The organism is Streptomyces erythrochromogenes (assembly GCF_036170895.1).
Classification (GTDB): domain Bacteria; phylum Actinomycetota; class Actinomycetes; order Streptomycetales; family Streptomycetaceae; genus Streptomyces; species Streptomyces erythrochromogenes.
Map to the genome: position 1 here is coordinate 5,738,172 of NZ_CP108036.1, position 22,970 is coordinate 5,761,141.

A 22,970-nucleotide genomic window follows, 5' to 3' on the forward strand; every position below is an offset into this window, starting at 1 on the left:
ACCGCTCTGTGAGACCGGGGGGCCGGGGATGGGTGACCATCAACCCCAACATACCCACAGAATCGGGGCAAACATTCCCGGGTGAACGCGGGTTGTCGGGCGGCTAGCCGGCGGTGACGTTTGCCACCCCGCCGAGCACCCCGTCCACCAGTGCGTCGGTGTACGCGTGCGTGAGCGGCGCCGTGCGCAGCAGCCAGCGGTACGTCAGCGGTCCGAGCAGCATCTCGACCGTCAGCCGCAGGTCCGTGTCGGGCGCGAGCTGGCCGGCATCGCGGGCCGTGCGCAACCGGGCCTCGTACAGGGCGAGCTGCGGCTCCAGCAGCTGCTCGGTGAACGTGGCGCCGAGCTCGGGGTCGGTGGCGCCGGCCGCGGTCAGGGCGCGGGCGGGGGCCTCGTACTTCTCGTCGTTGAACTCGTCGACCGTCGCCCGCAGTACGTACTTCAGGTCGGCGGCGAGGTCCCCGGTGTCGGGGAAGCCGGCCCACCCGGCGTCCGTCTCCGCGTCCCCGGCGAGGGCGAGGGAGGCCTCCAGGAGGACGGCGGCCTTCGAGGGCCACCAGCGGTAGATGGTCTGCTTGCCGACGCCGGCGCGGGCGGCGATGGCCTCGATGGTCAGCTTGTTGTAGCCGACCTCCCCGACCAGGGCGAGCGCGGCGTCGAGGATGGCACGCCGGGAGCGGTCGCTGCGGCGTGTGGCGTCAGGGGTCTTGGTCATGCCCCGAAAATATCAAAGCGAGACGTCTCGTCTCCTCTTCTGTTCGTTTCTCATCGGTTCGGTAAACCACCCCATCGGTCCACTGCGTCGTCCCGGTCCAGGAGAGACGATTCTTTCCAGCACTCGTCCCGAGTCGTGAAAGTCGTGAGGAGCCTTCTTTGCGCAGAGACGCCACACCCCGGCGCTATCTGATGTGCCCACCCGCACACTTCAAGGTCACGTACTCCATCAATCCGTGGATGGATCCCACGAAACCGGTGGACCTGCCCCTCGCCCAGACCCAGTGGGAAGACCTCAGGGACCGGTACGTGTCCCTGGGCCACACCGTCGAGACCCTGCTGCCGGATCCCGAGCTGCCCGACATGGTGTTCGCGGCGAACGGGGCCCTGGTGGTCGACGGCCGGGTCCTCGGGGCCCGCTTCGCCCACCCGGAACGGGGCCCCGAGGCCGCGATCCACCTCGACTGGTTCCGCGACCACGGCTACCGGGACGTCCACGAGCCCGCCCACGTCAACGAGGGCGAGGGCGACTTCGCCGTCACGGCGAGCTTCATCCTCGCCGGCCGCGGCTTCCGCTCCAGCCCGCTCTCGCACGACGAGGCCCAGGAGTTCTTCGGCCGGCCCGTCATCGGACTCGACCTGGTGGACCCGCGCTACTACCACCTGGACACCGCGCTCAGCGTCCTCGACGGCGACGAGGTCATGTACTACCCCGAGGCCTTCTCGCCCGGCAGCCGGGGCGTGCTCAGGCGGCTCTTCCCCGACGCGCTGATCGCCGACGGGCAGGACGCGGCCGCCCTCGGCCTGAACGCGGTGTCCGACGGCCGGCACGTGCTGCTCCCGCAGGCGGCGACCGGGCTGTTCGGCCCGCTGCGCGACCGGGGGTTCGAACCGGTCCCGATGGACCTCGGGGAACTGCTCAAGGGGGGCGGCAGCGTGAAGTGCTGCACCCAGGAGCTGCGTCCGTAGGGCTCGGCGCCGCCTAGCCCTCGGCGCCGCCTAGTCCTCGGAGGGCGGCGGCCAGGCCTGGCCCCAGTCGGCGTCCCGCGCGGCCTTGTAGAGGTCGCCGTGGCGCTTGGTCACGTTGACCCGGGTCAGGCCCGCGCCGTCGCCCTCCTCGGGGCCGCACAGCTCCAGCAGGACGAGCCCCTTGCGGATCTGCGGCTTGCGCGTGATGCGGGAGGCGGCCGGCCCGACGGGGAAGCGGGTCGCGGCGACGTAGCTGAACTTCTCGTCCTCGTACGGGAGCGAGCCGCCCTTGACCTGCCGGTGCAGGGAGGAGCGGCTGACCCGTGCCGAGAAGTGGCACCAGTCCTTGCCGACCTCGATGGGACAGGTCCCGTCGTGCGGGCACGGGGCGGCGACCTGCATTCCGGCCGCGATCAGCTGGTCGCGGGCCTCGCGGATGCGCAGGTACCCCTCCGGCGTGCCCGGCTCGATCAGCACCACCGCCCGGCCGGCCCGCGCCGCCTCGGCGACGACGGCCGTGCGGGCCTGCCCGGTCAGCTCGCCGAGCACGTACGAGACGGTCACCAGGTCGGCGTCGGGGATCGCCAGCCCGGCGCCGATGACGGCCCGCCGCCACTCGGCGCCGCGCAGCACCTGAGAGCCGGAGGCCGCCGCCAGTTCCCGGCCGAGGGTCAGCGCCGGCTCGGCCCAGTCCAGCACGGTGGTCCGCCGCGGGCCGTCCCAGGTGGCGTCCACCGCCCAGGTCGCCGCCCCCGTACCGCCGCCCACGTCGACGTGCGAGGCGGGCGCCCAGTCGGGCGCCGCCTCGGCCAGGGCGTCCAGGGCGGACCGTACGGCCTCGAAGGTGGCGGGCATGCGGTAGGCCGCGTACGCCGCGACGTCCGAGCGGTCGCGCAGTACGGGTGCGTCGGTGGGGGTCCGCCCGCGGTAGTTGGCGATGAGCCGCTCGACGGCGGCCGCGGCCTGCTTGGGCGGGAGACCGTCGAGCAGCCCGCCGAGCGTGCTGCGGAGGGTCTCGGCGGTGGTGGGGGCGGAGACGTTCACCTGCCGAGTTTACGGCGAGCCGGAGCCGGGGCCGTCAGCGAGACCCCGGCTCCGGCCCCTCGGCCCAGTCCTCTGCCGGGACGGGCGCGGTCTGCGCGTCCCGCTTCTGCCAGGGCCGGCACAGGGCCAGGAAGCAGCTCACCGAGAGCACCGCGCACACCAGCTGCACCAGGGCCATCGGGACCGCCGTGTCCTCGCCCGCGATGCCCACCAGCGGGGACGCGATCGCGCCGACCAGGAAGGAGGAGGTGCCGAGCAGTGCGGAGGCCGATCCGGCCGCGTGCGGGGTCCGCATCAGCGCCTGCGCGTTGGTGTTCGGCAGCACGATGCCCATCGCCGACATGAGGACGAACAGCGCGGTGGCGACGGGGGTCAGCCCGACCTCGCCGAAGACGCCCGTGGTCATCAGCAGCAGGGACACCGCGGAGGCCAGGACGACCGCGAGGCCGACGGCCAGCACCTTGTCCAGGCGTACCCGGCCGACCAGCAGCTTGCCGTTGATCTGCCCGACGAGGATCAGGCCGACGGAGTTCAGGCCGAAGAGCAGGGAGAAGGTCTGGGGCGAGGCCCCGTAGATCTCCTGCACCACGAAGGGGGAGGCGGAGATGTAGGAGAAGAGGACGGCGAAGGAGAAGCCGCCGGTCAGGGTGTAGCCGGTGAAGACCCGGTCGCCGAGCAGCCCGCGCATGGTCCGCAGCGCGGAGCCGACGCCGCCGGTGTGCCGCCGCTCGGGCGGCAGGGTCTCGCCGAGGCCGCGCCAGACCATCAGGGTGAGGACCGCGCCGACGCCGGTCAGGACGACGAAGACGCCCCGCCAGTCGGCGAAGCGCAGCACCTGGCCGCCTATGAGCGGCGCGACGATCGGGGCGGCCCCGGATATGAGCATCAGCGTGGAGAAGAAGCGGGCCATCTCGTCGCCGTCGTACAGGTCGCGCACGACGGCGCGCGCGATGACGACGCCGGCGGCCCCGGCCAGACCCTGGAGCAGCCGGAAGGCGATCAGCAGCTCGGCGGTCGGGGCGAGGGCGCAGATCGCGGTGGCCAGGACGTAGACGACCATGCCGGCGAGCAGCGGCCGGCGCCGGCCCCACTTGTCGCTCATCGGGCCGATGACGAGCTGGCCGAGTGCCATGCCGGCGAGGCAGGCGGTGAGGGTCAGCTGGATCGTTGCTGCGGGGCTGTTCAGGGCGTCGGTGACCTGCGGCAGGGCCGGCAGGTACATGTCCATGGACAGCGGGGGGAGGGCGGTGAGCCCGCCGAGTACGAAGGTGACGAGCAGGCTCGTGCGGCGGGCGCGCGTCAGGGACGCGGTGGCGGCGGGGGCGGAGGGCGATTCGGGCGACGAGTCGTGCGAGGGTGCCGTCGCGGGGCCTCTCTCCGGCATGCGGAACTCCAGTCTTCTCATCTGCTTTTGTGCACCCCTGACCGACCCATGTTCTCAGCAATCGGAACGTCCCGGGACCGGAGCGTGCTGTGACGTACCCTGCGGCCCCATGGACGAACCTACGAAGAAGATCGCCGTCGTGACCGGCGCCGGCTCCGGGATCGGCCGTTCCGTGGCACTGGCCCTGGCCGCGGCGGGATGGGCCGTGGCCCTGGCCGGCCGCCGGGCCGAACCGCTGGAGGAGACCGCCGCCGCGGCCGGGACCGGCGCCGACGTGCTGTGCGTGCCGGCCGACGTCAGCGACCCGGACGACGTGAATCGGCTGTTCGAGTCAGTGCGCACCCGCTACGGGCGCCTCGACCTGCTCTTCAACAACGCGGGCACCTTCGGGCCCGGCGGGGTCCCGCTGGAGGACATCACCTACGAGGCCTGGCGCTCGGTCGTCGACGTCAACCTGACCGGCGCCTTCCTCTGCGCGCAGGCCGCCTTCCGGCAGATGAAGGGGCAGGACCCGCAGGGCGGCCGCATCGTCAACAACGGCTCCATCTCCGCCCACGTGCCCCGCCCGAACTCCATCGCCTACACCGCGACCAAGCACGCCATGACCGGCCTGACGAAGTCCCTGTCACTGGACGGGCGGCCGTACCGGATCGCCTGCGGCCAGATCGACATCGGCAACGCGGCGACCGAGATGACCGAGCGGATGCAGACCGGCATCCTCCAGGCCAACGGGCAGCTGGCCGTCGAACCGGTCATGGACGCCGCCGACGTGGCACGCACGGTCCTGCACATGGCCGAGCTCCCGCTGGAGGCGAACGTGCAGTTCGCGACGGTGATGGCCACCGCCATGCCGTACATCGGCCGCGGCTGAGCCGCCCGCCCGGCCCCCATTGCCACGGCGCGCCGACCGCGCCGATCATGACTGCATGACCGATACCGAGGTACTGCGCTACACCGCGTTCTCCGGCGACCCGGACGGCGGCAACCCCGCCGGGGTCGTGCTCGACGCCTCCGGCCTGGACGAGGACGCGATGCTGGAGATCGCCGCCGGGCTGGGCTACAGCGAGACGGCCTTCCTCACCGCCCCGCCCGCGGGGCTCGGCGGCCAGGAGGACCGCTCCTTCACCGTGCGCTACTTCAGCCCGAAGGCGGAGGTCCCCTTCTGCGGCCACGCCACGGTCGCCACGGCCGTCGCGCTGGCGGAGCGGATCGGACCCGGCGAGCTCCTCCTCGCCACCCGCGCGGGAACCGTCCCGGTCTCCGTCACCGCCGAGGACGACCGCCTGCGGGCCACGCTGACCAGCGTCGAGCCGCACACCGAGGAGATCGCCGCCGCCGACCTCGCCGAGGCGCTCGCCGCGCTCGACTGGCCGCAGGCCGACCTAGACCCGGCGTTCCCGCCGAGGATCGCCTACGCCGGAGCCCGCCACCTGGTGATCGGCGCCGCCACCCGGGCCCGGCTCGCGGACCTCGCCTACGACTTCGCGCGGCTGGAGGCGCTGATGCGGCGCCTGGACCTCACCACCGTGCAGCTGGTGCACCGGGCGGGCCCGCGGGAGTTCCACGTACGCGACCCGTTCCCGCCCGGCGGTGTCGTCGAGGACCCGGCGACCGGGGCCGCGGCGGCCGCCTTCGGCGCGTACGCCCGGGAGCTCGGCCTGGTCCCGCAGGACGCCGTGCTGACCCTCCACCAGGGCGCGGACATGGGCCGCCCCGGGGTGCTCACGGTCGAACTGCGCGAGGGCGACCCCCGCGTCCGCGTCGGCGGCACGGCCGTTCGCATCCCGTGAGCGCGGGTCCGCGGGTGCTGGGGTTCGCCGAGGCCTGCGTGCCCGCGGCGCTGGCAGTCCAGGTTGCCGAGCTGGAAGCAGAGGCCTGGCCCGGCTCCACCCCGGGGCACGACCCGGCGCTGGCGCCGCGCACCCTCCTGCTCGTCGACGACGAGGGGGCGGTGGCCGCCGCGCTGGCGCTGCTGTACAAGGGGATCCCGCTCGCGGGGCGCACGTACCGGGCGGCCGGGCTGAGCTCCGTCGTGACCCGGAGCGCGCTGCGCGGACAGGGGCTCGGCGGGCGGCTGGTGGCGGCCGCCCGCGCCCAACTCGCCGCGGACCCGGCCGTGGACCTGGCGCTGTTCAGCTGCGACCGGCCCCTCGCGCCGTTCTACGAGGCGGCCGGTTTCGCACCGCTGCCCGGCACGGTCCTCGTGGGCGGCACCCCCGAGGACCCGCTGGCCACCGACGCCCCGGGCTTCGACAAGGTGGTGGTCGCGGCCTTCTTCACCGGCGCCCCGGCCGCGGACCGCACGGCCTTCACCGCCGTGCGCGTCCCGCTCCACTCCGGGAGCGTCGACCGGCTCTGGTGACCCGTCAGCCGGCGGGCTTGGCGTCCGAGGGGTCGCAGGCCCGCGCCGGGGTGCCCGCCGGGCCGCCGCGCCCGCGCTCGGCGAAGAACAGCACCAGCACGGGGACCAGGTACAGGACCCACACCGTCAGCTGGAGGACGGTCGGGTCCGGCTGGAAGTTGAAGACGCCCTTGAGCAGGGTCCCGTACCAGCTGTCCGGCGGGACGGCCGTGCTGACGTCGAAGGCCCTGTCGTTCAGACCGCCCAGGAAGCGGGCCTCCTGGAGGTCGTGGACGCCGTAGGCGAGCACGCCCGCGGCCACGACCACGAGCATCGCGCCGGTCCACCGGAAGAACTTCGCCAGGTTGATCCGTACGGCGCCGCGGTAGAAGAGGTACCCGAGCACGATCGCCGTCGCGATGCCCAGCAGCACACCGGCCAGCGGCGCCGAGGAGCCCTCGCCGCTGGCCCGTACCGACGCCCACACGAACAGCGCGGTCTCCAGGCCCTCCCGGCCGACCGCCAGGAAAGCGGTCGCGACCAGCGCGCCGGTGCCCATGGCGAGCGCCGTGTCCAGCTTGCCGTGCAGTTCGGCCTTCAGGTGCCGCGCGGTGCGCTTCATCCAGAAGACCATCCACGTCACCAGCCCCACCGAGATGATCGACAGGCTGCCGCCCAGCAGCTCCTGGGCCTCGAAGGTCAGCTCCTGGGAGCCGAATTCGAGCAGCGCGCCGAAGGCGAGCGAGAGCGCGCAGGCGATCCCGATGCCGAGCCACACCGGACGCAAGGCGTCCCGGCGCTCCGTCTTCACCAGGTACGCGACGAGGATGCAGACGACCAGACTGGCCTCCAGCCCCTCGCGCAGGCCGATCAGATAGTTGCCGAACACGGCGGTTGTTCCTCTCCGGCGGATACTTACGCGAACAGCGCCCGGCCCCACCAGTCGTCCTTGTCGCGGACGCCCGGCGGGACGGCGAAGACGGCCGAACCCACGTGCTGGATGTATTCGTTGAGGACGTCGGACTTCGCCAGGTTGCGCTGGATCGGGACGAAGCCCGTGCGGACGTCGCGCTGGTAGGCGAGGAAGAACAGGCCCGCGTCGAGGCGGCCCAGGCCGTCCGTGCCGTCGGTGAAGGAGTAGCCGCGCCGCAGGATCGTCGCACCGTTGTTGGTGTCCGGGTGCGCGAGACGGACGTGCGCCTGCGGCTTCATCGCCTTCAGGAAGGGCTCGTCGTGCTCCTTGGACTTGCCCACGGGGGCGCCCTCGCCCTTGTCGCGGCCGAAGATGTCCTCCTGCTCCTGGAGCGGGGTCCGGTCCCAGGTCTCGATGTTCATCCGGATCCGGCGCGCCACCAGGTACGAGCCGCCCGTCAGCCAGTCGCTGCCGTCGCCCGCGCCGACCCACACGTGCTTGTCCAGGGCCGCCTTGTCGGTGCCCGAGATGTTCCGGGTGCCGTCCTTGAAGCCCATCATGTTGCGCGGGGTCTGCTCGTCGGGCGTCGTCGAGGACGTCTTGCCGAAGCCGAGCTGCGACCAGCGCACCGCGACCCGGCCGAAGCCGATCCGGGCCAGCTGGCGGATGGCGTGCACGGCGACCTGCGGGTCGTCGGCGCACGCCTGCACGCACAGGTCGCCGCCGGAGCGGGCCGGGTCCAGGTTGTCGCCGGGGAACAGCTCCAGGTCCACCAGCGCCTCGGGGCGCCTGCCCTCCAGCCCGAACCGGTCCTTGGCGAACAGGCCCGGACCGAAACCGACGGTCAGGGTCAGCCGGGAGGCCTTCAGGCCGAGGGCCTCGCCGGTGTCGGTCGGCGGGGCCTCCGGCAGGCCCTCGTACACGTCGCCGACCGGCAGGCCCGCCGTCATCAGACGGGCCGCCGCGGTCCACTCCTTCAGGAGCCCGACCAGCGCCGCGCGGTCCTTCGTCTTCACGTCGAAGGCCGCGAAGTGCAGCCGGTCCTGCACGGCGCTCGCGATTCCGGCCTGGTGCGCGCCGTGGAAGGGCACGGCCGCGCCCGCGGCCGACGCCGAGACCATGTCCGAGCCGCCGCCGAAGGCCGCGGCCGCACCGCCGGCCGCGGCGGCGCCGAGCGCGAGCCCGGCCCCGCCCCAGCCGAGCACCGCACGGCGGGAGGGTGCGGCTGCGGCGGCCGCGGGGGCGGCGCCGCCGTCCTGCTGCGGCTGCTCTGCCGCCGGTTGCGACTCGGTCATCGTCTGCTCCGTCTGCTCTCGTCCGCTTCCGTTCCGTCCGTTACTTCGCGACCGCTGCGGCGAGCTTGGACAGCGGCTCGGCGAGCGCGTTCACGCCGTCCGAGAGCTCCTTGCGCTCCGCCTCGCCGACCTTGTCGTACGAGGTGAACTCGTAGGAGGTCTTGTCGGCGCGGTACTTGTCCAGAAGGGTGTTCAGGGCCGCGAACTGGGCGTCGAGCTGCTTGGACAGCTCCGGGTCGTTCTTCTCGGCGATCGGCTTGAGCAGGTCGTACGCCTTCTGCGCGCCCTCGACGTTGGCCTTGAAGTCGACCAGGTCGGTGTGGGAGTAGCGCTCCTCCTCACCCGTGACCTTGCCTGTGGCGACCTCGTCGAGGAGCTCCTTGGCGCCGTTGGCGATCGAGGTGGGGGTGATCTCCGCCTGGCCGACCTTCTTCTGCCAGTCGGTCAGGTCCGCGATCAGGGTGTCGGCGAGCTTCTTGTCGTTGTCGTCGATCTTGTTGTCGGCCCACAGGGACTTCTCCAGGCGGTGCCAGCCCGTCCAGTCCTTCGCGGGGTCCTGGCCGGCCTCCAGGCCGTCCTCGCGGACGTCGACCTTCGGGTCGATGTCGCCGAAGGACTCGGCGACCGGCTCGGTGCGCTCCCAGCCGATGCGGGAGGGGGCGTACGCCTTCTTGGCTGCCTCGACGTCGCCGGCCCTGACCGCGTCCGCGAAGGCCTGCGCCTTGGGGAGCGTCTCCTCGGCCTGCGCGACGACGTACGCGCGGTACGCGGCGACGGCGGCGTCGGCCTCCGGGCTGCGCTTCTCCTCGGCGGCGCCCTTGGCCCCGGTCGCCTTGACCTTCTGGGCGATGCCGTCGCCCTTCATGCCGGGCTTGCAGACGATCTCGTAGTCGCCCGCCTTGATCTCGGCGGTGATGGACGCCTTGGTGCCCGGGCCGATGTTCTCGCGCTCGGTGACGATGCGGGCGTCCGGGAAGAGGACGTAGACCTCGGTGACCTTGGAGCCCTTGTTCTCGACGTCGATCTGCACCTTGCCGGCCGGGAACTCCGTCTTCGACACGTCGCAGGCGCTGTCGGAGGCCGCCACGCGGATCGCGTCGTCGCCCGCGTCGCTCTTCTGGGAGCAGCCGGTGGCGACGGTCAGAGCGACCACCGCGGTGGCGGCGGCGACGGTGAGGCGGGCGGGGCGCATAGGGGGCTCCTGGGCGTCGGACGAGGGCCGTCCCAAGGGGGAGAGGCCAGTGAGGCGGACCTAACTTAACCGAGCCTTACTTCACCCATACCCCCTCGTGCAGTGATTCAGGTCTCACGTTCCGGGCTGGGACACGGGGCCGTCACGGACCCTCCACGACAAGCCCATGGCCCGGTCAAGCGGGGGTCAAGAGGGCATGCCGTCCGGTATGCCGGCGGGTTCCGGGACGCGTTCGGCGGCGCGTTCCGTGGCTCGTACGGGGACCACCAGCGGGGCACCCGTGCGGGGGTGCGGGAGCACCTCTACGGGCTGCCGGTACACGCGGCTGAGGAGGGCGTCCTCGAACACCTCGGCGGGCGGGCCGTCCGCGGCGATCCGCCCGTCGTGCAGGACTGCGGCCCGGTCCGCGTAGGCGGCGGCCAGCCCCAGGTCGTGCAGGACGACGACGACCGCGTCACCTGCCCCGGCCCGCTCCCGGCAGATGCGCAGCACGAGTTCCTGGTGGCGCAGGTCGAGGGCGGCGGTGGGCTCGTCGAGCAGCAGCAGCGGGGCCCGTTGGGCCAGTACGCGGGCCAGCGCGACCCGGGCCCGCTCGCCGCCGGAGAGCGCGGAGAAGGGGCGCGCGGCGAATTCGGTGACCTCGGCCGCGGCCATCGCGGTGGCGACGGCCTCCTCGTCCGCCTCGGCGAAGGGGGTGCCGGCCCAGGGCGCGCGGCCCATCCGTACGACGTCCTCCACCGGGAAGGGGAAGGACAGCGCGGCCGACTGGGGCAGGACCGAGCGGCGCAGCGCGAGGTCCGGGGCGCTCCAGTCGCCCACCGGGCGGCCGTCGATGCGGACTTCGCCGGAGGCGGCGGGCAGGTCCGCGGCGAGGGCGCCGAGGAGGGTGGACTTGCCTGCGCCGTTGGGGCCGACCAGGGCCAGCACCTCCCCGGCGCGGGCGGACAGTTCGATGCCGGCGAGCACCTCGCGCTGCCCGAGCCGGACGTGCAGGTCCACGGCTTCGGCGAGGGCCGTGCCGGGCGCCGGGCGGGCCGGGACGGTGCGGCGGCCGCGGGCGAACAGTCGGGACAGCGTGCCGGGCCTGGCGGTGGCCGTGGCGGCGGTCGCGTCGGCGGTGGTGGTGGTGCGGGTCACGCCCAGCCTCCTTGCTTGCGGCGGGTGCGACGCAGCAGCCAGAAGAAGAACGGGCTGCCGATCAGGGCGGTCAGGACACCGAGCGGCAGCTCGGCGGGCTGGGCGAGGGTCCGGGCGGCGAGGTCGCCCGCGACCAGGACCACGGCGCCGGCCAGGGCGCTGCCCGGGACCAGGAAGCGGTGGCCGGGGCCGTTGGCCATGCGCAGCAGGTGCGGGACGAGCAGGCCGATGAAGGTGATGACGCCGGCGACGGCCACGGCGGCCGCGGTGAGCAGCGCGACGACCAGGATGAGGGCCAGGCGCAGCCGTTCGACGTCGATGCCGAGGTGGCGGGCGGGCCGCTCGCCGAGCGAGAGCAGGTCGAGCCGGCGGGCGTAGAAGGGGGCGACGAGCAGGCCGGCGACGGCGCAGGGCAGGACCGCGAGCACCTTGGGCCAGGTGGCCTGGGCCAGGGAGCCCAGTTGCCAGAAGGTGATCTGGTTGACCTGGCCGCTGTCCGCGAAGAACACGAACAGGCCGATGAGGGCGCCGGCGAAGGCGTTGACCGCGATGCCGGTGAGGATCAGCGTGACGATCTCCGTCTTCCCGCCGTTGCGGGAGAGGAGGTAGACCGAGCTGACGGTGATCAGGCCCGCGACGAACGCGCAGACGGTGATGGTCCAGTTGCCGAAGAAGCTGAGGCCGAGGCCGATGGCGGCGACCGCGCCGACGGCGGCGCCCGCCGAGATGCCGATGACGCCGGGCTCGGCGAGGGGGTTGCCGAAGACGCCCTGCATGAGCGCGCCGGCGCAGCCGAGGCTGGCGCCGACGAGCAGCGCGAGCACGACGCGGGGGAGGCGTACGTTCCACAGCACGCTCTCGCCGACCCGGTCCAGCGGTGCCCCGCCGAGGCCCAGGCGGTGCTGGGCGGAGGCGAGTACGTCCGCGGTGGGGATGCGGTAGGCGCCGGTGCCGGCGGAGACCAGGGCGAGGAGGAGCAGGGTCGCGACCAGGGCGACGGTGAGGAGCAGGGCCTTCCGGCCGCGACGGCGGCGGCGTTCGCCTGCGGCGGGCTCGGCGGGCTCGGCGGGCTCGGTTCCCGTGCCGGTGGCTTCGCCGGGGGCGGCTCCGGTGGGGCCGGGGGCGTGCCGGGGCGTCTCCTCGGGCGCCGAACGGTTCTCCTTGTCGGACGGTGCGGCGGCGGTGCGTTCGGCGCCCTGCGGGGAGCGCCCCGGCACACACCCGTCCCCGGCGGTGTCGTAGGAGAGCGTCACCTCAGGCTCCCTTGCCGTAGAGCTGGGTGATCAGGGAGGACAGGACCTGGTCCGTACGGGGGCCGTAGTTGAGCAGGACCCCGTCGTCGACCGTGAGCACGCGGCGGTCCATGCCGGCCGGGGTCTGGGCGACGCCCGGGATCTTCACCAGGCCGTCGATGCCGCCGACCGATTCGAGGCCCTTGGACATGACCAGGATCGCGTCGGGGGCGGCGGCCGCCAGGGCCTCGCTGGTGATCGGGGTGAAGTCCTTGCCGAGGCCGGACTCCTTGCCGGTGTCGACCGCGCCGGCCGCCTCCAGCAGCGAGGCGGCGCCGGAGTCCGAACCGCCCAGCAGGTAGACGGAGGCGGTGCCCCGCAGGTAGAGGAACGCCACCCGGGGCTGCTTGCCCCCGGCCGCAGGAACGTTCTTGCGGACGGCTGCGATCCGGTCGGCGGTGCGCTGGTTCAGCTGGGCGCCTGCGTCCTTGACGCCGAGCGCCGCGGCGACGGTGTCGATCCGCTTCGGAACGTCGTCCAGCCCCTTGGCGGGAGCGACCACGAGGACCGGGATGCCGGCGTCGCGGATCTGCTGGACCGCCTCGGCGGGACCGGTGGTGGTCTCCGTCAGCACCAGCGTGGGGCGCAGTGAGAGCACGCTCTCGGCGGAGACGTCGTGGCCACGTGTCACCACCGGCAGCCGGGCGGCCTGTTCGAAGGTGGCCGTGATGTCCCGGGCGACGACCTGTCCGCCGAGGCCCAGCGTGTGGACGATCTCGTTGAGGCTGCCGGTCAGCGGGATCACCCGGTCGGCCGAGGTGACGGTCACCTGGGCGCCGTCGGCCGAGGGCACGGTCACCGGCAGTGCGGGCTGCGGCGTCGCGGCGAGCGGCTCCACCCGGTCCGGAGCGGCAGCGGCGGCGGGGGCGGATGAGCCCGGAGGGGTGGCCGTACCTCCGCAGCCCGTCAGCGCGAGTGCCAGTGCTGCCACGGCAACTGCGAGACGGGGAAAGCGGTGTGACGCGGCGGGCGTAGGCACGAAGGCACCGTCCTGATCGTCCGACTGAGGTTCTGGGGACCGGGGGGTTTCCATCCGGCCTGGGTTTAGCTTAGGTTAGCCTAACCTTGCTTGCTAGACCCTGGAGGGGGCAGTCATGCCCGCGAGACCCATCCGTACGCTCACCATGGCCCTGCTGGCGGGCCTGTTGGGGGCTCTGCTCCCGGCGGCCGCCGCCCACGCGGGCACCGTGCAGGGGGGTCGGCTCGACTGGGGCATCAAATCGTCTTTCCAGAGTTATGTCACCGGTCCGGTGGCAAAAGGCGGTTTCAAGCTGAAGAGCGGAGCCGCCACGGTCGGCGGAAGTCTGTTCCGCTTCCACTCGGCGACCGGCTCCTACGACCCCGGGACGGGCGCGTTCGAGGCCTCGTACTCCGGCGGAGTGACCTTTCAGGGCCACCAGAAGCCGGACGGCGCCTACGAGCTGGACATGACCGTCAGCCGCCCCACCGTCAAGATCAGCGGCGGTAGCGGGACGCTGTACGTGGACGTCTCCAGCAAGGCCAAGGACACCGGCACGGTCAGCAACCAGAGCCAGGTGCCCTTCGCGACGCTCGGCGTCGGCGGGATCAACATGAAGGGCGGCGGCACCCCGCTGACCCTCACGAACATCCCGGTCACCCTCACTTCCCAGGGCGCCCAGGCGTTCGCCGGCTACTACCCGGCCGGCGCGCAGCTCGACCCGCTCTCGCTCTCGGCCGACGTGAAGGCGGCGCCGGCGGCGGAGGCCTCGCAGTCGTCGTCCGCGCAGCCGAGCACCACGTCCGAGGCGTCGCAGGCGCCCGGCGCCTTCGCCGACGCCGCCGTCGACTGGGGGGTGCGCCGCACCTTCCGCGAGTACGTCACCGGTTCGATCGGCCAGGGCAAGTGGACCCTCGCCGAAGGGGCCCAGGACGGTGGCGCGCTGTTCCGCTTCCCGCAGGGCAAGGGCGTGTACGACGGCCAGAAAGGCACTCTTGACGCGGCCTTCGCCGGCACCGTCCGGTTCACCGGAGCCCACCTGGACCTGACGCTCGCCACCGTGGGCGTGAAGGTGGAGAACGGCAAGGGCGTGCTGTCCGCGGACGTCACCACGGCGGGCACGACGAAGAACGCCGTCCCGCTGGTCGAGTTCGACGCCAAGGGCCTGAAGGCCGAGGGCGCGCTCGTCACCCTGACCGAGGCCCCGGCCACCCTCACCGAGGGCGGCTCCCAGGCCTTCAACTCCATGTACAAGGCCGGCACCGAGATGGACCCCGTCTCGCTGGCCGTCGCCCTCGACGCCACCGCGAAGCTGCCGGCCCTGCCCGACCTGGGCTCCACGGCCTCGCCGTCGGCGGCTGCCGCCCCCGCACCGTCGGCGGGCGAACAGGCCCCCGCCGCGGAGTCCGGGGAGTCCTCGAACACCGGGCTCTACGTGGGCCTGGCCGTGGGCGTCCTGCTCCTGGCCGCCGCCGCAGCCTTCCTGCTGCGCAAGCGCCGCACGGCCCCGGCCGCAGCCTCGGCGCCGGGCCAGGCCACGGCCCCGGCCACCGGTGCCGCTTCCGCAGCCTCGGCGCCCGCCGCGGGCTCGGCCCAGGCGCCGGCCGCGGGCTCGGCCGCTCCCGCTTCCGCGGCGCCCGCCACGGCTTCGGCCTCCGGCTCGGCTCCGGCCGCTGCCGGGGAGTCGGTCGCCGCGCCGGAGCCGGCGGCCGCCACGGAGCCCGCTGCGGCCCCGGGCTCGGGCTCGGCTTCGGGGTCGGGCTCGGCGGCGGATGCCGACCGGTCGGACGGCGCGCCCGCCGACGCCTCGAAGTAGCGCCCCGCCCCTCCCCCCTTTCCCCTTCCGTCCCCCAGGAGTGCCCCGCCATGTCGTCCATCCGCCGCCCGATCTCCCTCGCGGCCGCCGTCCTGACCGCCGCCGCTCTCGGCGCCACCGCCTTCGCCCTGCCGGCCACCGCCGCGGGCGGCCCCCCGGCCGGGCCCGTGAAGATCGTCGGCGGCACCCTCGACTGGGGCGTCCTCGCCAGCTACCGCGCCTACGTGACCGGCATGGCCAAGGGCACCATCACCGTCGCCGACGGCGCCCAGCAGAACGCCGACGGCACCCTGCGATTCGTCGAGCCGACCGGCCAGTACGACCCGGCCGGCGGCCACGTGGTGAAGGCCGCCTTCAAGGGCAGCGTCACCTTCTCCTCTCCTGCCCCGCCGACCGGCCACGGCTTCGAGGTCAAGCTGTCGGACATACGCATCGACACCGGTACCAAGAAGCTGACCGCGGACGTCACCAAGTCCGGTGCCACCGCCCAGGACGTGCCGCTGGCCACCGTCGCCTTCGCCGGCCAGTCGATGACCGGCCTGGCGACGACCCTCACCAAGGAGGCCGCGGACGCGCTCGGTTCCGCCGGCTACGAGAACAAGGCCGGCGACCCGCTCACCGCGAACCTGAAGTTCGAGCAGCCCGCCCCCGAGCCGACCCCGACGAAGCCGACCCCGACCCAGGACCCCACCCCCACAAAGGACCCGAGCCCCACCGCTCCGGCCGACGGAGCGCAGAAGGTCCTGAACGGCAAGCTGACGTGGGGTGTGAAGGAGTCCTTCCGCCGGTACGTGCTGGGCGCGGGCTCGATCACCCCGGCCGGCGGCGCCGCCAAGAACGGCGAACTCTTCGACTTCGCCTTCGGCAAGGGAGGGCTGGACGCGAAGAAGCAGAAGCTGAACGCCTCCTTCGAGGGCAACCTCCGCTTCCAGTACGCGGCCCACGGCATCGACATGACCTTCGGCAACCCCCGCATCGACGCCACCGGCAAGACCGGCACCCTGTACGTCGACGTCAAGAACGCCGCCGGCAGCAAGACGGGCGTCGCCTTCGCCACGCTCGACCTGTCGAAGACCGACTACAAGACCAAGAACGGCGTGCTGGCGCTGAACGGCGTGCCGGCGGCCTTCACCGCCGACGGCGCGGCCGTCTTCGCCAACGACACCACCGGCTCCATGTACAAGGCGGGCGACGCGATCGACCCGCTCACCTTCTCCGTGGCGTTGGACAAGGACGCCACCCTGCCGCCGTCCACGGGCGGCACCACCGGCGGCGGCTCGACGGGCGGAACCACCGGCGGTACGGCTGGCACCGCGGGCGGCGGTTCGGTCGGCGGCGGCTCCGTCGGCGGCAACCTCGCCAACACCGGTGCCGAGATTCCGGCCGGGGCGCTGCTTACCACCTCCGGTGTCGTCATCGCGGCCGGCGCGGGCGCGATATACATGGCGCGCAGGCGCCGTACGGCCCAGGTCTGAACCGTGCTTGAATTCCCGCGTGAACGATCTCGATGTCCTGAAGGTCTTTTGCGCGGGTGACGGCCGGTACGGCAACCTGCTCGGCGTCGTGCGCGACGGCCGGACCTGCCCCGACGACGCGTCGCGGCAGGCGCTGGCCGCCGAACTCGGCTACAGCGAGACGGTGTTCGTCGACGACCCCGAGCGCGGGGTCGTCGACATCCGCACCCCCGGCACGCGGATGTCCTTCGCGGGACACCCGCTGGTCGGGGTCGCGTGGTTGCTGGACATCGAGGAGCTCCAGCCGCCCGCCGGATCGGTATGGGCCCGTGACGACGGGGAGTTCACCTGGATCACGGCCCGGCCCGAGTGGGTCGAGGGCAAGCGCACCCAGCAGTACGACAGCGTCGCCGAGGTCGAGGCGCTCCCGGCGCCGCCGCCCGGCGAGGGCTGGCTGTACGCCTGGGCGTGGGAGGACGAGGCCGCGGGCCGCGTCCGGGCCCGGGGCTTCCCGCGCCGCCCCGACGGCGTCATCGCCGAGGACGAGGCCACCGGTTCGGCGGCGATCCTGCTGACGGCCCAGCTGGACCGAGCCCTGAACATCACCCAGGGCGCCGGCTCCCAGATCCTCACCGCCCCCGGTGCCGACGGCACGATCGAGGTGGGCGGCCGCGTCCGCTTCGCCCCGCCCGTCCACCCCGCGTAGGTATCCCGCACCCGGGAAGTGAGTACGCGGGCGCTGACGCGGGAGCCGGGTGCCGCGGTGGGATGGCGTCATGACGACGAACCCCATGCCCCGTCCGCCCTACGAGCGGCGGCAGTGGCTGGCCGTGGCCGTGCTCTTCACCGTGCTGGCGCCCGCCGCCGCCTGGCTCGGCCAGGCGCTCTCGTACGGGCCCGGTGCCCCGGGCCCCTACGCCCTGTTCTACGTCGTCCCGTTCGCGCTGGTGGCCGCCACCTGGATCCCGCCGCGGACCGACGCCCAGCGCAGGCGGCGCTTCGCGCTGGGGAGCGCCGGCTGCCTCTTGGCCCTCTTCTACCCGAACGTACTGCTCGTCACCTGGCTCGTGCTGTGGGCGCTCACGGCCTCCTGAAACGGCCGCGGGGCCGGTCCGGGTGCACTGTGCACCCGGACCGGCCCCGGACTCGTACCCGCGCCCGTGCCTGTACACGACGTCACGCGGTGAGGCGGAACTCCTCGCCCAGCTCGCGGAACACCGCGCCGTTGAAGTCGAAGGCGCGCTTGCACTCGTCGATGATGCGCTGCTTCTCCAGGTCGTCCGCGGCGATCGCGTCCAGCAGCTCGCGGTAGGTCCGCTTGAAGGCCGCCGGGTTGGAGATGTCCGCGAAGACGTAGAAGCGGACTCCGTCGCCCTTGCGCTCGAAGCCCCAGGTGCGCTCCGCCTTGTCGCGGATGATCTGCCCGCCGGAGAGGTCGCCCAGGTAGCGGGTGTAGTGGTGGGCGACGTACCCGCCCGGCCACTCGGCCGCGCACTGGGCCACGCGCGCGGCGTAGGCCTCGGTCGAGGGCAGCGCCACGACGTTCTCGCGCCACTGCGGGCCCAGCAGGTGCGCGAGGTCCCGCTCGATCTCCGCGACGCGCATCAGCTCGGGCCGGATGAACGGTCCCGCCACCGGGTCGTCCTTCAGGGACTCGGCCGCTTCCTCCAGGGCCCGGTACACGAACCACAGCTGTTCGGTGTAGCGCGTGTACGCGTCCACTCCGAGCCGCCCGCCCAGCAGGTCGCTCATGAAGGTCGACGTCTCGGCCTCGGTGTGCTGCTCGTGCGACGCGACGCGGATGACCGTAGAGAAGGCGTCCAAGGCGGACCTCCAGGAAAGAGGAAACAGGCGTGGCAGCAGTGCCGCCACGCCTGATACTCCTACTTAGGCTTGCCTAAGTCAATGAGTTCCCGACGCCTTGTCGGTAAAAGAATCCGGCCGGGTACCGGCTAGGGAAGGGTCAGGATCTCCGCCCCGGAGTCCGTCACCACCAGCGTGTGCTCGAACTGCGCGGTGCGCTTGCGGTCCTTCGTGACGACCGTCCAGCCGTCGTCCCACATGTCGTAGTCGTGGGTGCCCAGGGTCAGCATCGGCTCGATCGTGAACGTCATCCCCGGCTCGATGACCGTGGTCGCGTGCGGGCTGTCGTAGTGCGGGATGATCAGGCCGGAGTGGAAGGACGAGTTGATGCCGTGGCCGGTGAAGTCCCGGACCACGCCGTAGCCGAAGCGCTTCGCGTACGACTCGATGACCCGCCCGATGACGTTGATCTGGCGGCCCGGCTTCACGGCCTTGATCGCCCGGTTCAGCGCCTCACGGGTGCGCTCCACCAGCAGCCGCGACTCCTCGTCCACGTCACCGCACAGGTAGGTGGCGTTGTTGTCGCCGTGCACCCCGCCGATGTACGCCGTCACGTCGAGGTTCACGATGTCGCCGTCGCGCAGGACGGTGGAATCGGGGATCCCGTGACAGATGACCTCGTTGACCGAGGAGCACAGCGACTTCGGGTAGCCGCGGTAGCCGAGCGTCGAGGGGTAGGCGCCGTGGTCGCACATGTACGCGTGGGCGACCTTGTCGAGCTCGTCGGTGGTCACCCCCGGCGCGATCAGCTTGGCGGCCTCTTCCATCGCCTGGGCGGCGATCCGGCCGGCGATGCGCATGGCCTCGATGGTCTCGGCCGACTGCACCTCCGGTCCGGTGTACGGAGTGGGCGCGGGCTTGCCGACGTACTCGGGCCGGCGGATGTTTCCGGGAACGGAACGGGCGGGAGAGAGCTCGCCTGGAACGAGCAGCGACTGACCGGACATGCAAGCGAGTGTATCCAGCGGGGATGGGGCAGCATGGCGGGATAGAGCGGCACACAGCGGCTTGCGGAGGCATCGAGAGGAGCCTGGACGACGATGGCCCTGTTCAAGAAGCGCCAGGTGGGCAAACCGGGCGAGTGGTACTACTGCCTGGTCCACCACAAGGTCGAGGAAGGCCCCGAGTGCCCGGCGAAGGACCGGTTCGGCCCCTACGGAACGCCCGAGGAGGCCACCCGCGCCATGGAGACGGCACAGGAGCGCAACCTCGAGTGGCAGAACGACCCCAAGTGGAACGACAAGACCCGCGAGGAAGAAGAGGGCACGTCCGGCACGGGCACGGGCGCGGCCGGCTGACGGGTCGGTAGCGGACTACCAGCGGCTGGGCGGCGGCGCGGTCAGCCGGTCGGCCAACCCCGCCAGCCGGTCCCGCAACCGGCGGCGGGACCCGCGCTGAGCCGGCAGGCCGTTCTCCCCGGCCGCCGCGCTGACCAGGTGCTGCACGGTGTCCAGGTCCAGCTCGGCGCCGCCGTCCGGCACCGACAGCGCGTCGTGCGCGAGCGCGCCCAGATCCCGGTCCCCGCCGTCCAGGGACAGTACGGTCGCGCCCGCGCGCCGGGCGTCGTGCACGCGCTCCAGCAGCCCCTCGCCGGGCTCCCGCGGCGCCACCACCAGCACCGTGTGCCCGCGCCCGGCCGCCGCCAGCCGGCCGAGCCCCACCGACAGGTGCGGCGGCTCGCCGGGCCGCACCCGGTGGCGCACGAGTGTCGGCGCCAGCTCCGGCAGGCCCGACCAGGCGGCCTCGTCCACGAGGTGCGCCGCCATGTGCCAGGGCTCGTACCCCTCGGTCCCCACCAGCAGCAGCTTCCCGCCGGCCGGAGCGACGGACCGGCGCAGCGAGCCGGCGAAGCGGCGCGCGTCGCCCGGCCACTGCGTACCGGCGAGCACCTCGCGCAGCAGGGCGACCCTGACGGCATCCATGTCCGCATCCTCCCGCATCGGGGCGACACGGGGGGCGCTTCCCGACTCTTCGACTGTGGGCTACCCGGCAGTACCCTCGCCCCCATGACTTCCTCAGACAGCACGCAGAAGCCGCCGGCCAAGGACCCCTGGGACCTGCCGGACGTGTCCGGCCTCGTCGTCGGCGTCCTCGGCGGCACCGGCGACCAGGGCCGGGGCCTCGCCTACCGGCTCGCCCGCGCCGGCCAGAAGGTGATCATCGGCTCCCGTGCCGCCGACCGCGCGCGCACCGCCGCCGACGAGCTGGGGCTCGGCGTGGAGGGCGCGGACAACGCCGAGTGCGCGCGCCGCAGCGACATCGTCATCATCGCGGTGCCGTGGGAGGGCCACGCCAAGACCCTCGAAGCGCTGCGCGAGGACCTCGCGGGCAAGCTCGTCGTCGACTGCGTCAACCCGCTCGGCTTCGACAAGCAGGGCGCCTACGCCCTCCAGGTCGAAGAGGGCAGCGCCGCCCAGCAGGCCGCCGCGCTGCTCCCGGACTCCCGCGTCACGGCCGCCTTCCACCACCTCTCGGCGGTCCTCCTCCAGGACGAGTCGATCGACGAGATCGACACCGACGTCATGGTCCTCGGCGAATCCCGCGCCGACACGGACATCGTCCAGGCCCTGGCCGCCCGCATCCCGGGCATGCGCGGCATCTTCGCGGGCCGCCTGCGCAACGCCCACCAGGTCGAGGCCCTCGTCGCGAACCTGATCTCCACCAACCGCCGCTACAAGGCCCACGCGGGCCTGCGCACGACGGACGTCTGACCACCCCCGCCCGGCGGTCCGGTCCCGGGACCGGACCGGACCGCCGGAGGAGTCCCGTGCTCAGACCCGCCGACCGGTACGGGCATCGACGGCGCCCAGGTGGGCGACCACCCCGTGGTGGAAGCGGTCGACGGCGTCGTCGACGCTGCGGATGAACCCCGACTCGGTGTTGCCCCGGCTGTTGCCCATCCCCTTGATGAGCGTCAGGCGGAACCCTGCGATCGGGGCGCCGTCCCTGGGCAGCAGGTCGCCCGGCTCGGGCCGCAGGCGCTCCAGGGTGCCGCGCGGCCCGTTCTCGCCCTCCACCAGACTCTGCACGTGCAGATCCGCCGGCGCCTCGGCGAGCGTGCGGACCAGCCGCTTCGCCGCCGCCGGCGGATACGCCCCCTCGGAGGCCGGGACGTCCACGGAGGTGCGCACCTTCATCGTGCGCAGATCGGCGACGACTCCGATGACCGAGCTCGTCCCGTCGATGCGCAGTTCGGCGGCGAGCCCGCCCTCGGCGCACAGCCTCTCGGCCGCCGCCCCGCGCCTCGCCCGCGGATCGCTGCTGCGCCGGGCGCGCGGTACCGGCCGGGCTGTTCGTTCGTCGCGCTCCGGATACGGCGCGTCACCGGCGAACGCTGACGCTGCGGGGGAGAGGAGGTCGGGCAAAGCCGGAAATGTATCGGAAGCGGCTGCGCGCGGCCCTTACGGCAGCACTGCGGGGCATGGGGGACACTGGAGGGGCTCTACCCCCTTCCGTGTCCCCGAGGAGCTCTTCCCATGCCCCGCCTTGCCGTCTTCGCCGTTGTCGTGTGCGTCCTTGCTGTGGCCGCGGCCGTCGTCGCCTTCGTGGAGGGCAGCTTCCTCGGGATCGTGTGGGTGCTGCTGGCGGGCCTCACGTCCAACATGGCCTGGTACTACATGCGCAAGGCCAAGGCCGAGAAGGCCGCGACCGCCCGCAACGCCTGAGCCGTCAGCCCCCGGCGGCCGCCCGGGCGGCCTTGAGCGCCGTGTCGAGTGCCTGATCGGCCGGGACCGGGACGTCGGGGACGACCCCGACGCCCTCCCAGTTGCCGCCCGTCACCGTGCTGATCGTCCGGGCGGTCGGCACCGCCACCAGGACGTGCTCGCTCACCGCGTGCCGATCCGTGGGGTGCGCACCGCCCCGCGTGGTCTCGCCGACGAGGACGGCACGGCCGTGCGCCTGGAGGGTGTAGGCGACGTCCTCGCCGCCGGAGAAGGTGAGCGCGCTGGTCAGCACGTACACGGGGCGGTCGAGGTAGCGGGGCGCGGGCAGGTGCGCCAACGTCCAGTACTGGCGGGTGGACCCGGTGGCGCGGTCGTAGATGTCGTTCAGGTGCACCTGGTCGTCGGGGAAGAAGTAGCTGCACCACATCGCGGCCCCCTCCGGCGAGCCGCCCCGGCATGCGCGCAGGTCCAGGACGAGCGCGGAGCCGCGGGAGGCCAGCTGCATGGCGGCGCCGATCACGGCGGCCCCCTCGTCGGCCGTCGATATCAGGCGGACGTCGACGAGGGTGACGCCGCCCTCCAGCCGCTCGACGCGCCGCACACCGTGGTTCTCGGCCTGCAGCAGTGCGAGGAAGGCCGCCCGTCCGGCGTCCTGGTCCTCCGGTTCCAGCGACTGCGGCTCCTCGACCCACAGCAACCGCAGGTGCTTGTCCGGGCACACCTCCTGGATGTGCGCCGTGACCGTCTCGCACAGCGCCCGCTCGTCCAGGCCGTCGTACTCGCCGGCCGCGAGCCGGCGCCGGACCGCGGCGTCGATGTCCACGGCCTTCTCGGGGAACACGTACCCTGCGCCGATCCGCTCCAGGGCACGCTCGATGATCTCTTCGTGTGTAGGCACGGCGGGTCATGCTAGGTGGCGGACGGGCCTGCGGC

At 73.0% G+C, this 22,970-nt stretch carries 21 protein-coding genes and 4 pseudogenes; 11 read left to right on the plus strand and 14 right to left on the minus strand.

The features are described 5' to 3' along the window. Positions 1 to 103: 103 nt before the first annotated feature. Positions 104 to 715: a TetR/AcrR family transcriptional regulator gene (locus OHA91_RS26265; RefSeq protein ID WP_328740141.1), complete on the minus strand. Its 612-nt coding sequence runs from the start codon at positions 713 to 715 to the stop codon at positions 104 to 106. 140 nt (positions 716 to 855) lie between these two features. Between OHA91_RS26265 and ddaH the strand changes: the two are divergent. Beyond that, positions 856 to 1,683 (plus strand): annotated as a pseudogene (gene ddaH, locus OHA91_RS26270) (dimethylargininase); the annotation flags it as partial. A 30-nt stretch (positions 1,684 to 1,713) separates the two neighbouring features. On the opposite strand, the gene OHA91_RS26275 reads toward ddaH, so the two are convergent. Together OHA91_RS26275 and OHA91_RS26280 are read right to left on the minus strand one after the other, a co-directional pair. Next, positions 1,714 to 2,727, minus strand: a complete 1,014-nt coding sequence (locus OHA91_RS26275) for a small ribosomal subunit Rsm22 family protein (RefSeq protein WP_266501745.1) — start codon at positions 2,725 to 2,727, stop codon at positions 1,714 to 1,716. Positions 2,728 to 2,761: 34 nt separating this feature from the next. After that, positions 2,762 to 4,111, minus strand: a complete 1,350-nt coding sequence (locus tag OHA91_RS26280) for a Bcr/CflA family multidrug efflux MFS transporter (RefSeq protein WP_328740143.1) — start codon at positions 4,109 to 4,111, stop codon at positions 2,762 to 2,764. A gap of 109 nt (positions 4,112 to 4,220) precedes the next feature. Between OHA91_RS26280 and OHA91_RS26285 the strand changes: the two genes are divergently transcribed. From OHA91_RS26285 to OHA91_RS26295, 3 genes are read left to right on the plus strand one after another with little or no spacing between them, the layout of a single operon-like run. Further along, entirely contained in the window at positions 4,221 to 4,982 is a 762-nt protein-coding gene (locus OHA91_RS26285; RefSeq protein WP_266501751.1) for an SDR family oxidoreductase, read from the plus strand. Between the two features lie 55 nt (positions 4,983 to 5,037). Continuing rightward, complete coding sequence (locus tag OHA91_RS26290) at positions 5,038 to 5,901, plus strand: PhzF family phenazine biosynthesis protein (RefSeq protein WP_328740144.1); 864 nt, start codon at positions 5,038 to 5,040, stop codon at positions 5,899 to 5,901. Further along, the gene (locus OHA91_RS26295; RefSeq protein WP_266501757.1) at positions 5,898 to 6,473 is read left to right on the plus strand and encodes a GNAT family N-acetyltransferase; all 576 of its coding nucleotides are present in this window, start codon (positions 5,898 to 5,900) and stop codon (positions 6,471 to 6,473) included. Before OHA91_RS26290 ends, OHA91_RS26295 begins: the two co-directional genes overlap by 4 nt. A gap of 4 nt (positions 6,474 to 6,477) precedes the next feature. Here OHA91_RS26295 and efeU read toward each other — a convergent pair whose 3' ends face one another. From efeU to OHA91_RS26325, 6 genes and pseudogenes are all read right to left on the minus strand, one after another. After that, complete coding sequence (gene efeU / locus OHA91_RS26300) at positions 6,478 to 7,341, minus strand: iron uptake transporter permease EfeU (protein ID WP_328740145.1); 864 nt, start codon at positions 7,339 to 7,341, stop codon at positions 6,478 to 6,480. Positions 7,342 to 7,367: 26 nt separating this feature from the next. Further along, the gene (gene efeB / locus OHA91_RS26305; protein WP_328740146.1) at positions 7,368 to 8,660 is read right to left on the minus strand and encodes an iron uptake transporter deferrochelatase/peroxidase subunit; all 1,293 of its coding nucleotides are present in this window, start codon (positions 8,658 to 8,660) and stop codon (positions 7,368 to 7,370) included. A 40-nt stretch (positions 8,661 to 8,700) separates the two neighbouring features. Then, a complete protein-coding gene (gene efeO / locus OHA91_RS26310) occupies positions 8,701 to 9,852 on the minus strand; it encodes an iron uptake system protein EfeO (protein WP_328740147.1) in 1,152 nt (383 codons plus the stop codon). A 252-nt stretch (positions 9,853 to 10,104) separates the two neighbouring features. After that, positions 10,105 to 10,926, minus strand: a pseudogene (locus OHA91_RS26315) (heme ABC transporter ATP-binding protein); the annotation flags it as partial. 59 nt (positions 10,927 to 10,985) lie between these two features. Next, positions 10,986 to 12,242, minus strand: a complete 1,257-nt coding sequence (locus tag OHA91_RS26320; protein ID WP_245239973.1) for a FecCD family ABC transporter permease — start codon at positions 12,240 to 12,242, stop codon at positions 10,986 to 10,988. Between the two features lies 1 nt (position 12,243). Next, complete coding sequence (locus tag OHA91_RS26325) at positions 12,244 to 13,314, minus strand: heme/hemin ABC transporter substrate-binding protein (protein WP_408059185.1); 1,071 nt, start codon at positions 13,312 to 13,314, stop codon at positions 12,244 to 12,246. Positions 13,315 to 13,375: 61 nt separating this feature from the next. Here OHA91_RS26325 and OHA91_RS26330 point away from each other — a divergent pair. The 4 genes and pseudogenes from OHA91_RS26330 to OHA91_RS26345 form a co-directional block, all read left to right on the plus strand. Further along, a pseudogene (locus tag OHA91_RS26330) lies at positions 13,376 to 14,794 on the plus strand (HtaA domain-containing protein); the annotation flags it as partial. A gap of 311 nt (positions 14,795 to 15,105) precedes the next feature. Beyond that, complete coding sequence (locus OHA91_RS26335) at positions 15,106 to 16,530, plus strand: HtaA domain-containing protein (RefSeq protein WP_328740149.1); 1,425 nt, start codon at positions 15,106 to 15,108, stop codon at positions 16,528 to 16,530. A gap of 19 nt (positions 16,531 to 16,549) precedes the next feature. Next, positions 16,550 to 17,215: a PhzF family phenazine biosynthesis protein gene (locus OHA91_RS26340; RefSeq protein ID WP_031146179.1), complete on the plus strand. Its 666-nt coding sequence runs from the start codon at positions 16,550 to 16,552 to the stop codon at positions 17,213 to 17,215. Between the two features lie 70 nt (positions 17,216 to 17,285). Next, complete coding sequence (locus OHA91_RS26345) at positions 17,286 to 17,603, plus strand: hypothetical protein (RefSeq protein WP_031146181.1); 318 nt, start codon at positions 17,286 to 17,288, stop codon at positions 17,601 to 17,603. 82 nt (positions 17,604 to 17,685) lie between these two features. On the opposite strand, the gene OHA91_RS26350 is transcribed toward OHA91_RS26345, so the two are convergent. Both OHA91_RS26350 and map read right to left on the minus strand, forming a co-directional pair. Beyond that, positions 17,686 to 18,333: a biliverdin-producing heme oxygenase gene (locus OHA91_RS26350; RefSeq protein ID WP_031146183.1), complete on the minus strand. Its 648-nt coding sequence runs from the start codon at positions 18,331 to 18,333 to the stop codon at positions 17,686 to 17,688. Between the two features lie 128 nt (positions 18,334 to 18,461). Further along, entirely contained in the window at positions 18,462 to 19,319 is an 858-nt protein-coding gene (gene map / locus OHA91_RS26355) for a type I methionyl aminopeptidase (protein ID WP_031146185.1), read from the minus strand. A 93-nt stretch (positions 19,320 to 19,412) separates the two neighbouring features. Between map and OHA91_RS26360 the strand changes: the two genes are divergently transcribed. Continuing rightward, a complete protein-coding gene (locus tag OHA91_RS26360; RefSeq protein ID WP_266501779.1) occupies positions 19,413 to 19,670 on the plus strand; it encodes a hypothetical protein in 258 nt (85 codons plus the stop codon). A gap of 15 nt (positions 19,671 to 19,685) precedes the next feature. Here OHA91_RS26360 and OHA91_RS26365 read toward each other — a convergent pair whose 3' ends face one another. Continuing rightward, the gene (locus OHA91_RS26365) at positions 19,686 to 20,294 is read right to left on the minus strand and encodes a hypothetical protein (protein ID WP_031146190.1); all 609 of its coding nucleotides are present in this window, start codon (positions 20,292 to 20,294) and stop codon (positions 19,686 to 19,688) included. A gap of 84 nt (positions 20,295 to 20,378) precedes the next feature. Here OHA91_RS26365 and npdG point away from each other — a divergent pair, with 84 nt between their 5' ends. Then, positions 20,379 to 21,083: an NADPH-dependent F420 reductase gene (npdG, locus tag OHA91_RS26370; protein WP_031146191.1), complete on the plus strand. Its 705-nt coding sequence runs from the start codon at positions 20,379 to 20,381 to the stop codon at positions 21,081 to 21,083. A 60-nt stretch (positions 21,084 to 21,143) separates the two neighbouring features. On the opposite strand, the pseudogene OHA91_RS26375 reads toward npdG, so the two are convergent. Further along, positions 21,144 to 21,662, minus strand: a pseudogene (locus tag OHA91_RS26375) (hypothetical protein); the annotation flags it as partial. Between the two features lie 186 nt (positions 21,663 to 21,848). On the opposite strand from OHA91_RS26375, the gene OHA91_RS26380 reads away from it, so the two are divergent. Beyond that, on the plus strand, positions 21,849 to 22,037 hold the full coding sequence (locus OHA91_RS26380; RefSeq protein ID WP_030849047.1) for a hypothetical protein: 189 nt from the start codon (positions 21,849 to 21,851) through the stop codon (positions 22,035 to 22,037). A 4-nt stretch (positions 22,038 to 22,041) separates the two neighbouring features. On the opposite strand, the gene OHA91_RS26385 is transcribed toward OHA91_RS26380, so the two are convergent. Further along, the gene (locus OHA91_RS26385) at positions 22,042 to 22,935 is read right to left on the minus strand and encodes a S41 family peptidase (RefSeq protein WP_031146195.1); all 894 of its coding nucleotides are present in this window, start codon (positions 22,933 to 22,935) and stop codon (positions 22,042 to 22,044) included. Between the last annotated feature and the right edge of the window lie 35 nt (positions 22,936 to 22,970).

What these genes read in the sequence shown, in the direction of transcription:
- OHA91_RS26325 (WP_408059185.1), bottom strand. Translation starts at nt 13,314, where the DNA reads ATGGAAACCCCCCGGTCCCCAGAACCTCAGTCGGACGATCAGGACGGT.
- OHA91_RS26290 (WP_328740144.1), top strand. Translation starts at nt 5,038, where the DNA reads ATGACCGATACCGAGGTACTGCGCTACACCGCGTTCTCCGGCGACCCG.
- npdG (WP_031146191.1), top strand. Translation starts at nt 20,379, where the DNA reads ATGACTTCCTCAGACAGCACGCAGAAGCCGCCGGCCAAGGACCCCTGG.
- OHA91_RS26335 (WP_328740149.1), top strand. Translation starts at nt 15,106, where the DNA reads ATGTCGTCCATCCGCCGCCCGATCTCCCTCGCGGCCGCCGTCCTGACC.
- efeB (WP_328740146.1), bottom strand. Translation starts at nt 8,660, where the DNA reads ATGACCGAGTCGCAACCGGCGGCAGAGCAGCCGCAGCAGGACGGCGGC.
- efeO (WP_328740147.1), bottom strand. Translation starts at nt 9,852, where the DNA reads ATGCGCCCCGCCCGCCTCACCGTCGCCGCCGCCACCGCGGTGGTCGCT.
- OHA91_RS26265 (WP_328740141.1), bottom strand. Translation starts at nt 715, where the DNA reads ATGACCAAGACCCCTGACGCCACACGCCGCAGCGACCGCTCCCGGCGT.
- map (WP_031146185.1), bottom strand. Translation starts at nt 19,319, where the DNA reads ATGTCCGGTCAGTCGCTGCTCGTTCCAGGCGAGCTCTCTCCCGCCCGT.
- OHA91_RS26285 (WP_266501751.1), top strand. Translation starts at nt 4,221, where the DNA reads ATGGACGAACCTACGAAGAAGATCGCCGTCGTGACCGGCGCCGGCTCC.
- OHA91_RS26365 (WP_031146190.1), bottom strand. Translation starts at nt 20,294, where the DNA reads ATGGATGCCGTCAGGGTCGCCCTGCTGCGCGAGGTGCTCGCCGGTACG.
- OHA91_RS26360 (WP_266501779.1), top strand. Translation starts at nt 19,413, where the DNA reads ATGGCCCTGTTCAAGAAGCGCCAGGTGGGCAAACCGGGCGAGTGGTAC.
- OHA91_RS26345 (WP_031146181.1), top strand. Translation starts at nt 17,286, where the DNA reads ATGACGACGAACCCCATGCCCCGTCCGCCCTACGAGCGGCGGCAGTGG.
- OHA91_RS26380 (WP_030849047.1), top strand. Translation starts at nt 21,849, where the DNA reads ATGCCCCGCCTTGCCGTCTTCGCCGTTGTCGTGTGCGTCCTTGCTGTG.
- OHA91_RS26280 (WP_328740143.1), bottom strand. Translation starts at nt 4,111, where the DNA reads ATGCCGGAGAGAGGCCCCGCGACGGCACCCTCGCACGACTCGTCGCCC.